Below are 13,280 nucleotides of genomic sequence, written 5' to 3'. Positions count from 1 at the left end.
CATCACACCTGCAGGATGGAAGAAACGAGGAGTTGCGTATACGGCGCGCGCGGATCGTCGAGCACGCGGTCGGTGAGGCCGCTTTCGACGACGCGGCCGTCCTTCATCACCATCATGCGCTGCGACAGCAGCCGCGCCACGGCGAGATCGTGGGTGACGACGATGGCCGCCAGCCCGAGATCGGTGACCAGTCCGCGCAACAGATCGAGCAGGCGGGCCTGCACCGAGACGTCGAGGCCGCCGGTCGGCTCATCCATGAAGACGAGCCGTGGCCCGGTTACCAGGTTGCGGGCGATCTGCAGGCGCTGGCGCATGCCGCCGGAAAAGGCGCGGGGCTCGTCGTCGATGCGGTCCTCGTCGATCTCGACGCGCGACAGCCAGTCGACGGCGGTGGCGCGGATCCTGCCATAGTGGCGGTCGCCGACCGCCATCAGTCTTTCGCCGACATTGGCTCCGGCCGACACCGTCATGCGCAGCCCGTCGGCCGGGTTCTGGTGGACGAAACCCCAGTCGGTGCGCATCAGGAAGCGGCGCTCGGCCTCGCTCATCCGGTAGAGCTCGCGCCATTGGCCGTCGCGCATGCGGTAGCTGGCGGTGCCGGAGGAGGGCAGCAGCCTGGTCGACAGGCAGTTGAGCAGCGTCGTCTTGCCGGAGCCGGACTCGCCGACCACCGCCAGGACTTCGCCCGGCCAGAGGTCGAAGGTGACGTTCTCGCAGCCGACGCGCGAGCCGTAGAATTTGGACAGCGCGGAGACGCGCAGCAGCGGTTCGTCGGTCATTCGGCCGGCTCCGTTTTCTCAGAGGCTAGGTGGGTCTCGGGAGCAAGGTGGCCGTGATGGCCGTCGGCCCGCCGCTTCTCGCAGTGGTCGGTGTCCGAACAGACGAACATGTGACCGCCATGGTCGTCCAGGATGACCTCGTCGAGATAGACATTCTCGGCGCCGCACAGCGCGCAGGGCTGGTCGAAGGTCTGCACCTCGAAGGGATGGTCCTCGAAGTCGAGGCTGACGACGTCGGTGAAAGGTGGCACCGCATAGATGCGCTTCTCGCGGCCGGCGCCGAACAATTGCAAAGCCGGCGAACGGTGCATCTTCGGATTGTCGAATTTCGGGGTCGGCGAGGGATCCATCACGTAGCGACCCTCGACCTTGACCGGATAGGCATAGGTGGTGGCGATGCGGCCATGCTTGGCGATGTCCTCGTAGAGCTTCACATGCATGAGGCCGTATTCCTCCAGCGCATGCATCTTGCGCGTTTCGGTTTCGCGCGGCTCGAGGAAGCGCAGCGGCTCGGGGATCGGCACCTGGAAGACCAGCACCTGGTTGGCGGTGAGTGGCTGCTCCGGAATGCGGTGGCGGGTCTGGATGATCGTGGCCTTCGCCGTCTCGGTAGTGACGTCGACCTTGGCGACCTTCTTGAAGAAGGCGCGGATCGAGACGGCGTTGGTGGTGTCGTCGGCGCCTTGGTCGATGACTTTCAGCACGTCGTCCGGGCCGATGATCGAAGCCGTGACCTGCACGCCGCCGGTGCCCCAGCCATAGGGCATTGGCATCTCGCGCGAGGCGAAGGGCACTTGGTAGCCGGGAATGGCAATGCCCTTCAGGATGGCGCGGCGGATCATCCTTTTGGTCTGCTCGTCGAGATAGGCGAAGTTGTAGGTGGCGATGTCGGTCATGGCGATCACGTCCGCTCTTTGCTACATATTTGATGTTCAGAACGCGGGAGCCCGGCCAAATGACTTTCACCGGATGGATGCATTTTGGTGTGCTGTTGCTGCTGTTTGTCGGCATCGCCGCTTTTGCTTTGCGCAAAATGGTTCTTCCGACGCCGAAAGAGCCCCCTCGCGGCGAGACAGTTGGTGGCGCCACCTACGGTGGAAGTGGAGGCTTTATCGGCGGCGGACATTCCGGTAGCGGACACTAAGTTCATTCCGCTGCCTCCCGCTTTTCCTCGGCGACCTTGTTCTCGGTTTCCCGCGCCTCGTATTCGGCGCGCATGCGCCGAACGAGGCCAAGCTCGGCTTGAAAGTCGACATAGTGCGGCAGCTTCAGATGCTCGACGAAGCCGGTCGCCTGCACATTGTCGGAATGCGAGATGACGAATTCCTCGTCCTGCGCGGCGGCGACGACATCCTCGCCAAGCTCGCTGGCGCGCAGCGCCCGGTCGCACAGCGCCATGGCCATCGCCTTGCGCTCGCTCTGGCCGAAGACCAGGCCATAGCCGCGGGTGAACTGCGGCGGCGCCTTGGCCGAGCCCTTGAACTGGTTGACCATCTGGCATTCGGTGACGCGGATCGAGCCGAGCGGCACGGCGAAGGGCAGTTCCGGCACGTCGAGCTCCAGCTCGACCTCGCCGATGCGCACCTCGCCGACGAAGGGGTGGTTGCGGGCATAGCCGCGCTGCGTCGAATAGCCGAGCGCCAGCAGGAAACCCTCGTCGCCGCGCGACAGCGCCTGCAGGCGAATGTCGCGCGCCATCGGGAATTGCAGCGGTTCGCGGGTGATGTCGCCCGGCACGTGGTCAAGCGGCATCTCGCCGTCGGCCTCGATCAGGCCTTCATGGGCAAGGATTGCGGAAACGCGCGGCATGGCTTCCGGCTCGACCGGACGCTGCGCCGGTGCCTCGACCTCGGCGCCGGCGGCAAGCTCCGGATCGAGCAAGCGGTGCGTGTAATCGAAGGTCGGGCCGAGCACCTGGCCGCCTGGCAGGTCCTTGTAAGTCGCCGAGATACGACGCTCGACTTGCATGGCGCCGGTGTCGACCGGATTGGTGTAGCCGAAGCGCGGCAGCGTGGTGCGGTAGGCGCGCACCAGGAAGATCGCCTCGATCATGTCGCCGCGCGCCTGGACGACGGCCAAAGCAGCAAGCTCGCGATCGTAGAGCGAGCCCTCGCTCATCACACGGTCGACGCCGAGCGCCAGCTGCTCGACGATCTGGTCGAGGCGCAGCGCCGGCACCGAGCGGTCGCCGCGGCGGCGGTCGGCAAGCAGGCGGTGCGCATTGGCAATGGCGGCCTCGCCGCCCTTTACCGCGACATACATGTCACGCCTCCATCGACTTGATGCGGGTGGTGCGCGGCAGGCAGCAAAGGCCGCCCGGCGCCGCCAGGATGATATCGACGCCGCGCGGGAAACGCTGGTTGTTCTGCTTCCACTGCTCGACGAAATGGCGCGGCATGCCTGGCGGCGCGATCATCGACGTCTTTTCGATCCCCGGACCTTCGAGCAGCAGCGGCGGGCCCGAGGCAAGGTCGTCGACCAGGAGGATCAGCGTCGTCGAGCGGTCGGGATATTCCTGCGTGCCTTGGGCAAACCCGTCGAGCGCGGCCATCTCCTTCGGATTGGCGATCAGGGCGAAATGCGCGTCGGCGGGCGTGTTGGCCAAAGGCGCGCCGGTGTGGAAGCCGAGCCAGGCCTTGACCGAAGCCTCCGCCTGCAGCGGCGGGTCGAGCCAGACCGGCGTGTCGTTGTCGCAGAGCGAAAGCGCCACGGCGCCGGCGGTCGCCGACAGCGGCGCCGGCGGACGGGCAAGTTGCGGCAGGTTCTGGACCGTGCCCGGACGCGCCATCGCGTCCATGATGGCGCGGAAGACCGTCTGCGCGTTGAACACCGGCTCGGCGAAACCGCCGTCGATCGACTGCGTGGCGATATTCATCAGTCCTCTCCGCGCACCATGGTGAAGAAATCCACTTTCGTGGCCGCCGTCTCGACACGCCGGGTCTCCCGCGCCGCATCGAGCGCAGCGCGCAAGGGCGCGACCAGCTTCGTCTCGACCGCCTCGCGCTGCGCCGGGTCCTGCCAGAGCGCGTCGGCGATCGCCGCGAGCCTTGCCTTGTCCTTGTCGCGGCCGAGCGCATAGGAATGGCCGACCTGGCCGGAGGGCAGCCGCACCGTGGCGCGGGTGACGGTCGCCTCGCCGACATTGAAAGGCGCGCCGCCGCCGCCGATCCGCCCGCGCACCGTCACCAACCCGGTTTCGGGTCCGCGCAAGAGTTCGGCTTCGGAAGGCAGGCCCGACTCCTTCCACAGGCGCGCGATCTCATCGGCTTCGGCATGCGCCAGCGTCGCCATCAAGGCTTTCCGCCCGGCCTGCTCGCGCGCTTCCTGTCCTCGCATCGCATCGCTCCTTGCATTTGAAGATTTGTCTATTGATATAGACAACTATACAAATTATACCTACCTCCTAACGGGAGTCCATGACGGGTGGATGACAGGCGCAGAAAATTGCCCGGCTGGCGAAGAAACGGGGGGATGAATGGTTGGACTGGCGAGCAGCATCGAAAGGCGCAACGGCGTGTCGCTGTGGCGGCAGATCGCCGACAAGATATTGCAGGGGATCGCGAGCGGCGATTTTGCCGAGAATGCGGCGCTGCCGCCGGAAATCGCCCTGGCCGAGCGCTACGGGGTCAACCGTCATACGGTGCGCAGCGCCATTGCGGCACTTGTGCAGGAAGGCGTGCTGAAGGCCGAACAGGGGCGCGGCACCTTCGTCTTGTCGCGCAAGAGGCTATCCTATCCGATCGGCGCGCGCACGCGCTTCTCGGCGGGGCTGCAGGGGCAGACGAGCGAGCGCCACATCGCGCTCCTGTCGTCTTCGACGGAGCCGGCCAGCCGGCGCATCGCCGAGGCGCTGCGCATAGCGAAGGGCGCGGCCGTCATTCGCCTGGAGACGCGCGGCGAGGCCGACGGTCATGCGGTGTCACGCGCAACCACCTGGTTCGACGCCAAGCGCTTCGCCGGCATCGAGGCGGCCATGGCGGAAACGGGATCGATCACCGCCTCGCTGAAGCGCTTCGGCATCAATGACTATCTCAGGCATTCAACCGTGCTGTCGGCGCGCCATGCCGACGCCGACGACCTCGCAGCCCTCGATCTGCAGCCGGGCGCCATCGTGCTGGTCACCATCGCCATCAATGTGACGCTCGACGGCGAGCCGATCCAGTTCGCGGAATCGCGGTTCCCGGCGGAGCGGGTGGAGTTGAGGCTGTCGGCCGGCGACTAGCCGCGCTCAGCCGACTTCGATCACCGCCTTGATCAGGCCCAATTTCTCATGCGTCCATCGCGCCAGATCGCGTGGCGTTGCAGCGAGCGTCGTGCGATGGGTGACGAGTTTGCCCAACGGAACGGCGCCGTTGCGGATCGAGGCCGCGACATGCTCGAAGTCGGCCTTGAGCGCATTGCGGCTGCCGACCAAAGTCATCTCGCGCTTGTGGAATTCGGGGTCGGAGAAGGTGATGTCGTCCTTGACGACGCTGACCAGCACCAGTGTGCCGCCATGCGCGACATGGGCGAAGGCCGACTGCACCGACGCCGTGTTGCCGGTCGCGTCGAAGACGAGGTCGAATCCTTCGCCGCCGGTCGCCTGCCGCACCAGTTCGTCGGCTGCAGCCTTCGAGGTGTCGAGCGCGGCAAAGCCAAGCTCCTTTTCGGCGAAGCCGAGGCGCTCGCTGCTCATGTCGAGCAGGCTGACGTCGAGCCCGGCGATGCGGGCGAAGATCGCCGTGCCGAGCCCGATGGGACCGGCGCCGATGACCAGCGTGCGTTGGCCGGGCGTTCCGAGCGATCTACGCACGGCATGGGCGCCGATCGCCAGGAATTCCACCGCCGCGGCATCGGCCAGCGACAGGCCGTTCGCGGGATAGAGATTCTGCGCCGGCACCAGGATCTCGTCGCACATGGCGCCGTCACGGTGGACGCCGAGCACCTCGATCTTGACGCAGCAATTCGGCTTGCCGTGCCGGCAGGCGATGCATTTGCCGCATGAAAGATAGGGGTTGATGATGACCGGCTCGCCGGTGGCGAGATCGACGCCTTCCCCCTTTTCGACGATGGTTCCGGAAACCTCATGGCCCATGATGCGCGGATAGGCGAGGAAGGGATGCTTGCCTTCGAAGATGTGGTAGTCGGTGCCGCAGATGCCGACATGGCTGACAGCGACACGCGCCCAGCCGGGCGGAGGCGCGCCGGGGTCGGCGCGGTCTTCGAGGACAAGCTCGCCGGGCGAGCGGCAGACGACGGCTTTCATGGCCAGATCCAGTGTTCAAAAAGCAGCGCCGGCCTCGGCATGCGGGGCCGGCGCGGAGTTTCAGGGAGGAGTCATTTGCCCCGGCGGCGCAGGCCGTCGAAGTAGACGATGACGATGATCAGCGCTCCGGTGATGACGCGCTGCCAGAAGGTGTTGACGTTGAGCAGGTTGGCGCCGTTGTTGATCGTCGACAGGATGAAGGAGCCGATCAGCGGCCCGTGCACGGAGCCGATGGCGCCGAACAGCGAGGTGCCGCCGATCACCGACGAGGCGATGGCCTGCAGCTCATAGGTGTCGCCCTGCGTCGGATTGCCGATGCCGATGCGCGAGGCGAGCAGCACGCCGACGAAGGCGGCGAGCAGGCCGGACAGGATGTAGGCCATGAAGATGGTGCGCGGCACGTTGACGCCCGACAGGCGCGCAGCTTCCGCGTTGGAGCCCACCGAGAACAGGTAGCGGCCCCAGCGCGTGTGGTGCAGGAAGATGTAGGACGGGATGGCAACGAGGATCACCATCCAGAACAGATAGGGGATGCCGAAGAGCGAGCCGCGCGAGAAGGCCTGGAACGGATCGCTGTTGATCGAGATCGAATTGCCGTTGGTCATAAGCAAGCCGATGCCGCGCAGCGAGGTCATGGTGGCCAGGGTGATGATGAAGGGCGGCAGGCCCATCTTGACGATACCGAAGCCGTGGAAAAGGCCGATGGCGACGCCGACCAGAAGCGTGATCAGCACCGCAGCCCAGATCGGCCAGCCGGCGTTGATCAGAAGCGCCACCACAACGGTGGTGAAACCGACCACCGCGCCGACCGAAAGGTCGATGCCGCCGGTGATGATGACGAAGGTCTGGCCGACGGCGAGGATGGCGATCAGCGAGCCCTGGCGCAGAAGGTTGGTGATGTTGAGAGCCGTCGCGAAGGAGGGCGTGGCGACAGCCAGCACGATCCACATCAGCAGCAGCAGACCAAGCAGCGTCAGGCCGAAGAGCGCGTTGAAATTGCGCTTGGGTTTTTCGGCGGGGATCGCCTCGGTGCTCATTTTTGTCCTCCCGTTTTTTCTTGTTTCTCGGCCAGAGCCTGACCCAGAATGTCCTCGTGGCTGGCGGTGCGGAATCCATGCGTGGCAACCAGCTTGCCGCGCCGGAACACATGCAGCGTGTCGGCAAGCTCGTAGACTTCCGGCAGATAGGACGAGATCAGGATGATGCCGGCGCCCTTGGACAACAGCGTCGAGAACAGCCGGTAGATCTCGGCCTTGGTGCCGACATCGACGCCCACCGTCGGCTCGTCGAAGATGAACAGCTTGGCGCCATGCGCCAGCCACTTGCCGATGACGATCTTCTGCTGGTTGCCGCCCGAAAGGCTGGAGGCGAGCGCGCTGCGTGTCGGCGTCTTGATGCGCAGGTCGGCGATCTGGCGGTCGGCCTCGGCTTTCTCCTTGGCGCCCGAGATCAGCGCGTTGCTGGAAATGCGCTTGTAGATCGGCAGGTTGAGGTTCATGCCGACCGAGAGGTTGAGACAGAGACCCTGGTCGCGGCGGCTTTCCGGAGCCAGCGCCATGCCGAGCCTTATCGCGTCGTGCTCGGAATTGACCTGGACCTCCTTGCCCTCCCACAGGATCTGGCCGGCCGATTTCTTGTGACGGCCATAGAGCGTGGTGACGAACTCGCTGCGGCCGGCGCCGATCAGGCCGTAGAGGCCGACGATCTCGCCGGCGCGGACGGTCACCGAGACATTCTCGAAGCCCTTGCCGGAGAGGTTCTTCGTCTCGACGATTGTGGCGCCAGGGGTGAAATGCTCCTTGTGGTAGATCTGCTCGATCGAGCGGTTGATCATCAGCTTGACCAGCTCGGGCTCGTCCGTCTCGGCGATGTTGCGGGTGCCGACCAAGGTGCCGTCGCGCAGTACGGAAACGCGATCGGCAAGCTCGAACACCTCCTCCATGCGGTGGCTGATATAGATGATGGTGACACCTTCGCCCTTGAGCCTTCGGATCAGCTTGAAGAGCTGGTCGGCCTCCTTGCGGGTGAGGTAGGCGGTCGGCTCGTCGAAGATCAGGAACTTCGTGCCGCGCACCGTGGCGCGAGCGGCGGCGATCAGCTGCTGCTGGCCGATGGTGAGATCGCCGAGCACGACATGCGCCGGCAGGTCGAAGCCGAGACCATCGATGATCTTCTGTGCGTCCTTGACCATGGCGCGCTGCTGCAGCAGGCCGAAGCGGGATTCCTCCTCGCCGAGGAACATGTTGGCGGCGACGGTGAGGTGGCGGCAGAGCACCACCTCCTGATGCACGGCATTGATGCCCAGCGCCATCGCCTCGTGCGGAGTGGCCAGAGCCACGGGCTGACCTTCCCAGATGACTTCGCCGGAAGTGCGCGGCATGACGCCCGTCAGAAGTTTTATCAGGGTCGACTTGCCGGCGCCGTTCTCGCCGACGATGGCGTGGATCTCGCCCGCCTTGAAGGCAAGGTGCACGGGCTTCAGCGCATGTGTGCCGGGATAGCGCTTTTCCAGGCCGTTGAGCTCGAGGATCGTCCTGCCCGGGGCCAGCGTGGGGGCGGGGTGCAGTTCCTGCGCCGTCGACGTCATGACAATCCTCCCAGATTGGCCTCCCAGATCGGCCTCAACCGTTGGGTACGCAGCGATGCGTCTGACGCGCATCTTGGAGTCGGAGCCTAAATCAGGCCGGCGAATTTCCAAACCGCCTGATGGAAGTTTCCGGGGCGATGCCGCCCCGGAAACGATGTCGCGACACTGCTCAATTGAGCTTCGGGTTGAGCAGCGCGTCGATCTTCGGCTCTTTCATGTTGTCCTTGGTGACGAGGTTGGCCCCGGTATCGACATTGGCTTCGACCTTCTCGCCCTTCGAGGCGGCCAAGGCGGTCTTGATGCCGTCATAGCCCATCCGGTAGGGGTCCTGGACGACCAGGCCGGAGATGACGCCGTCATTCAGGAACTTGATCAGCTTCTCGTCGCTGTCGAAGCCGATCAGCGCCACCTTGCCGCCGAGATTGTTCTCGGCGATCGCCTGGCCGACGCCCTGCGCCATGATCAGGTTGGAGGCGAAGATGCCCTTGAGGTCCGGATTGGCGGTGATCAGGTCGGTGGCGATGTTCAAGCCCGTGGTGGCCTGACCGTCGGCATATTTGTCGGCGACGAGCTGGAGGCCCGGATACTTGGCCTTGATCTGCTCGATGAAGCCTTGCTTGCGCTGCTCGAGCGAGCCGGCGCCGGGAAGAGCGGTGATCAGCGCGACCTTGCCTTCCACCTTGCCGCCATTGGCGGCGCCGATCGCGGCGGCGAGGCCGTCAGCCGCGACGCGGCCACCCTGGACGTTGTCGGTGGTGAGGAAGGAGGTGAAGGCCTTGGAGTCGGCGCCGGAGTCGATGCCGATGACCTTGACCTTGGAAGCCGCCTCGTCGATCGGCTTGCCGAGCGCCTTGAACTCGGTCGGCGAGATGACGATCGCCGCCGGGTTGCTGGCAACGGCGTTCTCGAGGATCGAGATCTGGCCGTTGACGTCGGTTTCTGCCTGGGCGCCGAGCTCCGGCACGTTGATGCCGAGGTCCTTGCCGGCCTTGCGCGCGCCGGCCAGCACGATCTGCCAGTAGAAGGAGGTGGTATCCTTGACGATGATCGGAATGGTCACGTCGGCCGCCGAGGCTGGCGCGGAATGCATCGCGCCGGCAAGCATCGACGCAGCGGCCAACGCCACGAAAGCACGGCGGTTGAGAAGGCTGGTCACGAATTTCATTAGGTTCCTCCCTAAGGTCGCCTGGTGAAGGTTTCGGAAGCTCCATCTGGATAGGCGCGGCCCAAACAGAACTTTATCAATAAAAAACAGATGCCTTTTTTTGATAATGCATCGCCATGATCGATGCAAGCGGCGTCTGTTGCCGTTTGTGTGATGCCGGAGGAGGTTTGGCCGGGTCTGCTGCTCCTCCCTTGGCGGTACATTGGCGCTTCCGTTCCTCCCTGTCGATATGGAACGATAATTTCACTAAACTGTCAATATGGAATATCCATTCCATATTGACGTCGCATGATTGTGAAGGCCTGCGTCCTTGCAGTCGGCAGCGCTGTTCGCCGCGATAAAGTCTTTCGGGCTAAAGCGTTGCGCCCAGATGCCAGGGCACGAACTCGTTGTCGCCGTAGCCGAACGCCTCGCTCTTGGTCTTGCGGCCGGACGCCGTTTCGATGATCAGCTCGAAGATCTCGCGGCCCATGCCGGCGATGGTTTTCTCGCCCGAGGCGATGACGCCGCAATTGACGTCCATGTCCTCTTCCATCTGGTGGTACATGGTCGAATTGGTGGCGACCTTGATCGACGGCGTCGGCCGGCAGCCGAAGCAGGAACCGCGGCCGGTGGTGAAGACGATGACGTTGGCGCCGCCGGCCACCTGGCCGGTGGCCGAGACCGGGTCGTAGCCGGGGGTGTCCATGAACACCAGGCCGCTGCCGGTCACCTTCTCGGCATAGCCGAAGACGCCGTTGAGCGGCGTCTGGCCGCCCTTGGCGACGGCGCCCAGAGATTTTTCCAGGATGGTGGTCAGGCCGCCGCGCTTGTTGCCGGGCGAGGGGTTGTTGTCGATCGAGGCGCCGTGCTTGGCGGTATGGTCTTCCCACCATTTCACGAAGCCGTCGAGCTTGGCGGCGATCTCGGGCGAGGCGGCGCGGTAGGCAAGCAAATGCTCGGCGCCATAGATCTCGGTCGTCTCCGACAGGATGCCGATGCCGCCGCAGCCGGCCAGGATATCGACGGCGGCGCCTAGCGCCGGATTGGCGGTGATGCCGGACATGCCGTCCGAGCCGCCGCATTGCAGGCCGACGACGATCTCGCTGACCGGGATGGGCTCGCGCTTGAGGTGGCCGACTTCCTCGGCGATCTCGGTGAGCACGCCCATCGCCTTCTCGACCGATTTGCGCGAGCCGCCGGCCTCCTGGATGTTGAAATGGCGTTTTCCCGCCGCCACGCCCTTCTGGCCGTAAAGGGTGAGCTGGTTGACCTCGCAGCCCAGCCCGACCATCATCACGCCGCCGAAATTCGGATGGCGCGCATAGCCCGCGAGCGTGCGGTGCAGAACCATCATGCCGTCACCGGTGCCGCTCATGCCGCAGCCCTGGCCATGGACGATCGGCACGAAGCCGTCGATGCCTGGATATTTCGGCAGAATCCTGCGGTTGGCCTCGTCGGCGATGGCGTGGCAGACGGTGGCCGAACAATTAACGCTGGCGATGATGCCGATGAAGTTGCGCGTGCCGGCACGGCCGTCGGCGCGGCGGTAGCCCATAAAGGTGCGCTTGCGGTCGGCCTCGGTGGCGTGCTCGGCCTCGCTCGGCGGCACCACCGGCAGGCGGCCGCTCTCGAACACCAGATTGTGCGAGTGGACATGCTCGCCCGGCGCGATGTCTTGCGTGGCGCGGCCGATCGCCTGCGCGTATTTCACCACCGCTTCACCCGCCGCGATCGGCTTGATCGCCACCTTGTGGCCCGGCTCGATCACGGCGATCGCGGCGGCGCCGCCCGGCAATGGTGTTCCGATCTCGATGCGGCCGTTGGCGACCGCGACATTGTCGGAAGGTGAGAGAAGGATGGTGTTTGCAACGGTCACGGGCGGCTGTCCTGGGTGATCCTGGGAATGCGGGCGGATTGACTTGCGCCCGTTTAAAGGTAATGTCTTTTATCGGGAAAAAACATTTTTGCGTCAATTGTTTTTTCGTTTCGGGCCATGCGCGTTGCTCGGACGCGCGCGATTGCCCTTTTGGCAAGCCGGCGAAAAGCGTTCCGCTTTTCGGAGGCTTGCGCTAGGAACACCGTTCATATCGCGCTTCCGGCAAGCCGCCGCAAGCGTTGGGGATACGGGGCATGTCGAAGAGCAACAACGTCTACAAGGATGCCTACAACCGCTGTCTCAGGCTGCTCGAAGAGTCCAAGAGCCTGCCGTCGGAGCCCGAGCTCGGCACGCTGCTCGGCGTCAGCCGCACCACGGTGCGCAGCATCCTTTCGCGCATGGCGGAGACCGGGCTGATCGCCTGGGACAAGCGCAACAAGACGGTGCTCCGGGCGCCGCGGGCGGAGGATTTCTTCCCCGAGGAGGAGACCGATTCGCTGGCCGAGATCATCGAGCGCTCCTTCATGCGGCGCCTGCTTGCCGAGGGCGCCGAGGCCGGCATGCAGATCAACGAGCTGGAGCTGGCGCGCGAGATCGGCGTCGGCACCACCAGCGTGCGCGAGTTCCTGATCCGCTTCTCGCGCTTCGGGCTGATCGAGAAGCGGCGCAACAGCCACTGGGTGCTGAAGGGTTTCACGCGCGCCTTCGCGCTGGAGCTGACCGAGATCCGCGAGATGTTCGAGCTGCGCTCGGCGGCGGCTTTCGTCGCGCTGCCGGAGGATAGCGCGGTATGGGCCGATCTCGACAGGCTGGAGGTCGAGCATCGCCGGCTTGCCAGCGAAATCGCCACGCGCTTCACCGCGTTCTCGGAGCTCGACGAACGCTTTCACCGGCTGATCCACCGCGCCTCGCACAACCGCTTCATCGTCGACTTCTACGATGTCATCGCGATGATCTTCCACTACCACTATCAGTGGAACAAGGCAGAGGAGCGCCAGCGCAACGAGGTCGCGGTGCAGGAGCACCTCGCCTATATCGCGGCGCTGAAATCGCGCGATCCCGGCAAGGTGGACGCCGCCTGCCGCAAGCATCTGAAGTCGGCGCGTCAGACCCTCTTGAGCTCAATTCCCGAAGGGCGGCAGGCGCAGCCGGCCTAAAACGGACCGATCGTGCCGTGTTGCCGCAGCGCGGTTTTGCCGATTTTCCGGCCGCATCGCCCGTGTTAGGGTCTATCAAGTTTCCGGGAGAGGCTTTGCGTTGGATATCCGGCTGAGACGATGGAGCATGCCGGCCGCGTTTATCGCGGCGCTGCTTCTGTTGCTTCAGTCTTCTCTCGGCGCTTTCGCCTTCGGTGCGCCGTCGCAGCTCGACGCCTTCGGCAATGTCATCTGCACGCATGAAGGCGCCGTAAAGTTCCCTGGCGGGGATCCTCACCAGCAGCATATGCCGGCCTGTTGCTCGTTCGGCTGCAGCATGGTTTCGCCGGCGCATCTGCCGCCGCCGGAAGCAGGCACGGTGGCCGGAACACGGCTTTCCGAGGCGGTCGCCTTCCAGCTTCCGGCCTTCCGGCACCAGGACTTCGCGCGCGACCGCTCCCCGGCCAATCCGCGCGCGCCGCCGGCCATGGTCTGATCCGCGGAACCTTC

Annotated in this window: 15 protein-coding genes; 4 read left to right on the top strand and 11 right to left on the bottom strand. The window is 65.0% G+C overall.

All coding sequences use genetic code 11. From position 1 onward, the window contains the following. Window positions 1-2: 2 nt before the first annotated feature. Together phnK and MJ8_RS27975 are read right to left on the bottom strand one after the other, a co-directional pair. Window positions 3-779, bottom strand: a complete 777-nt coding sequence (gene phnK / locus MJ8_RS27980) for a phosphonate C-P lyase system protein PhnK (RefSeq protein WP_042640728.1) — start codon at window positions 777-779, stop codon at window positions 3-5. Next, entirely contained in the window at window positions 776-1,675 is a 900-nt protein-coding gene (locus MJ8_RS27975; RefSeq protein WP_201411828.1) for an alpha-D-ribose 1-methylphosphonate 5-phosphate C-P-lyase PhnJ, read from the bottom strand. Before MJ8_RS27975 ends, phnK begins: the two co-directional genes overlap by 4 nt. Before the next feature lie 59 nt (window positions 1,676-1,734). On the opposite strand from MJ8_RS27975, the gene MJ8_RS27970 reads away from it, so the two are divergent. Next, window positions 1,735-1,923 carry a hypothetical protein gene (locus MJ8_RS27970; protein ID WP_201411827.1) on the top strand — a complete coding sequence of 63 codons (189 nt, stop codon included), beginning with the start codon at window positions 1,735-1,737 and terminating at the stop codon, window positions 1,921-1,923. Window positions 1,924-1,925: 2 nt separating this feature from the next. Here the strand turns inward: MJ8_RS27970 and MJ8_RS27965 are convergent, their stop codons facing one another. From MJ8_RS27965 to phnG, 3 genes are read right to left on the bottom strand one after another with little or no spacing between them, the layout of a single operon-like run. Further along, window positions 1,926-3,041 (bottom strand): carbon-phosphorus lyase complex subunit PhnI, encoded by a 1,116-nt coding sequence (locus tag MJ8_RS27965; protein WP_201411826.1) that lies wholly within the window; start codon window positions 3,039-3,041, stop codon window positions 1,926-1,928. Between the two features lies 1 nt (window position 3,042). Next, window positions 3,043-3,654 (bottom strand): phosphonate C-P lyase system protein PhnH, encoded by a 612-nt coding sequence (phnH, locus tag MJ8_RS27960; protein WP_201411825.1) that lies wholly within the window; start codon window positions 3,652-3,654, stop codon window positions 3,043-3,045. Continuing rightward, entirely contained in the window at window positions 3,654-4,115 is a 462-nt protein-coding gene (gene phnG / locus MJ8_RS27955) for a phosphonate C-P lyase system protein PhnG (protein WP_201411824.1), read from the bottom strand. The genes phnH and phnG overlap by 1 nt, the downstream gene beginning before the upstream one ends. A 139-nt stretch (window positions 4,116-4,254) precedes the next feature. Between phnG and phnF the strand changes: the two genes are divergently transcribed. Continuing rightward, entirely contained in the window at window positions 4,255-5,001 is a 747-nt protein-coding gene (phnF, locus tag MJ8_RS27950; RefSeq protein WP_201411823.1) for a phosphonate metabolism transcriptional regulator PhnF, read from the top strand. A gap of 6 nt (window positions 5,002-5,007) precedes the next feature. Here the strand turns inward: phnF and MJ8_RS27945 are convergent, their stop codons facing one another. The 6 genes from MJ8_RS27945 to MJ8_RS27920 form a co-directional block, all read right to left on the bottom strand. Next, entirely contained in the window at window positions 5,008-6,024 is a 1,017-nt protein-coding gene (locus tag MJ8_RS27945) for a zinc-binding alcohol dehydrogenase family protein (protein WP_201411822.1), read from the bottom strand. 71 nt (window positions 6,025-6,095) lie between these two features. Next, on the bottom strand, window positions 6,096-7,061 hold the full coding sequence (locus MJ8_RS27940) for an ABC transporter permease (protein ID WP_042640741.1): 966 nt from the start codon (window positions 7,059-7,061) through the stop codon (window positions 6,096-6,098). Next, window positions 7,058-8,611, bottom strand: a complete 1,554-nt coding sequence (locus tag MJ8_RS27935; RefSeq protein ID WP_201411821.1) for a sugar ABC transporter ATP-binding protein — start codon at window positions 8,609-8,611, stop codon at window positions 7,058-7,060. Before MJ8_RS27935 ends, MJ8_RS27940 begins: the two co-directional genes overlap by 4 nt. Before the next feature lie 169 nt (window positions 8,612-8,780). Beyond that, the gene (locus MJ8_RS27930) at window positions 8,781-9,776 is read right to left on the bottom strand and encodes an ABC transporter substrate-binding protein (RefSeq protein ID WP_201411820.1); all 996 of its coding nucleotides are present in this window, start codon (window positions 9,774-9,776) and stop codon (window positions 8,781-8,783) included. A 76-nt stretch (window positions 9,777-9,852) separates the two neighbouring features. Then, window positions 9,853-10,053, bottom strand: a complete 201-nt coding sequence (locus MJ8_RS27925) for a hypothetical protein (protein WP_201411819.1) — start codon at window positions 10,051-10,053, stop codon at window positions 9,853-9,855. A gap of 75 nt (window positions 10,054-10,128) precedes the next feature. Continuing rightward, window positions 10,129-11,634 (bottom strand): UxaA family hydrolase, encoded by a 1,506-nt coding sequence (locus MJ8_RS27920; RefSeq protein WP_201411818.1) that lies wholly within the window; start codon window positions 11,632-11,634, stop codon window positions 10,129-10,131. A 254-nt stretch (window positions 11,635-11,888) separates the two neighbouring features. On the opposite strand from MJ8_RS27920, the gene MJ8_RS27915 reads away from it, so the two are divergent. Together MJ8_RS27915 and MJ8_RS27910 are read left to right on the top strand one after the other, a co-directional pair. Further along, the gene (locus MJ8_RS27915; protein WP_201411817.1) at window positions 11,889-12,791 is read left to right on the top strand and encodes a GntR family transcriptional regulator; all 903 of its coding nucleotides are present in this window, start codon (window positions 11,889-11,891) and stop codon (window positions 12,789-12,791) included. Between the two features lie 127 nt (window positions 12,792-12,918). Continuing rightward, the gene (locus MJ8_RS27910) at window positions 12,919-13,266 is read left to right on the top strand and encodes a DUF2946 family protein (RefSeq protein ID WP_201411816.1); all 348 of its coding nucleotides are present in this window, start codon (window positions 12,919-12,921) and stop codon (window positions 13,264-13,266) included. Window positions 13,267-13,280 lie beyond the last annotated feature (14 nt).

This window comes from Mesorhizobium sp. J8 (genome assembly GCF_016591715.1).
GTDB lineage: Bacteria > Pseudomonadota > Alphaproteobacteria > Rhizobiales > Rhizobiaceae > Mesorhizobium.
Note: the sequence above shows the minus strand (reverse complement) of the source record. Positions and strands in the feature narration are given on the sequence as shown.

Excerpts from the sequence above, each read along its gene's own strand:
- MJ8_RS27965 (WP_201411826.1), bottom strand. The coding sequence starts at position 3,041 with ATGTATGTCGCGGTAAAGGGCGGCGAGGCCGCCATTGCCAATGCGCAC.
- phnH (WP_201411825.1), bottom strand. The coding sequence starts at position 3,654 with ATGAATATCGCCACGCAGTCGATCGACGGCGGTTTCGCCGAGCCGGTG.
- MJ8_RS27970 (WP_201411827.1), top strand. The coding sequence starts at position 1,735 with ATGACTTTCACCGGATGGATGCATTTTGGTGTGCTGTTGCTGCTGTTT.
- MJ8_RS27945 (WP_201411822.1), bottom strand. The coding sequence starts at position 6,024 with ATGAAAGCCGTCGTCTGCCGCTCGCCCGGCGAGCTTGTCCTCGAAGAC.
- phnK (WP_042640728.1), bottom strand. The coding sequence starts at position 779 with ATGACCGACGAACCGCTGCTGCGCGTCTCCGCGCTGTCCAAATTCTAC.
- MJ8_RS27940 (WP_042640741.1), bottom strand. The coding sequence starts at position 7,061 with ATGAGCACCGAGGCGATCCCCGCCGAAAAACCCAAGCGCAATTTCAAC.
- phnF (WP_201411823.1), top strand. The coding sequence starts at position 4,255 with ATGGTTGGACTGGCGAGCAGCATCGAAAGGCGCAACGGCGTGTCGCTG.
- MJ8_RS27930 (WP_201411820.1), bottom strand. The coding sequence starts at position 9,776 with ATGAAATTCGTGACCAGCCTTCTCAACCGCCGTGCTTTCGTGGCGTTG.
- MJ8_RS27915 (WP_201411817.1), top strand. The coding sequence starts at position 11,889 with ATGTCGAAGAGCAACAACGTCTACAAGGATGCCTACAACCGCTGTCTC.
- MJ8_RS27925 (WP_201411819.1), bottom strand. The coding sequence starts at position 10,053 with ATGGAATGGATATTCCATATTGACAGTTTAGTGAAATTATCGTTCCAT.
- MJ8_RS27910 (WP_201411816.1), top strand. The coding sequence starts at position 12,919 with ATGCCGGCCGCGTTTATCGCGGCGCTGCTTCTGTTGCTTCAGTCTTCT.
- phnG (WP_201411824.1), bottom strand. The coding sequence starts at position 4,115 with ATGCGAGGACAGGAAGCGCGCGAGCAGGCCGGGCGGAAAGCCTTGATG.
- MJ8_RS27975 (WP_201411828.1), bottom strand. The coding sequence starts at position 1,675 with ATGACCGACATCGCCACCTACAACTTCGCCTATCTCGACGAGCAGACC.
- MJ8_RS27935 (WP_201411821.1), bottom strand. The coding sequence starts at position 8,611 with ATGACGTCGACGGCGCAGGAACTGCACCCCGCCCCCACGCTGGCCCCG.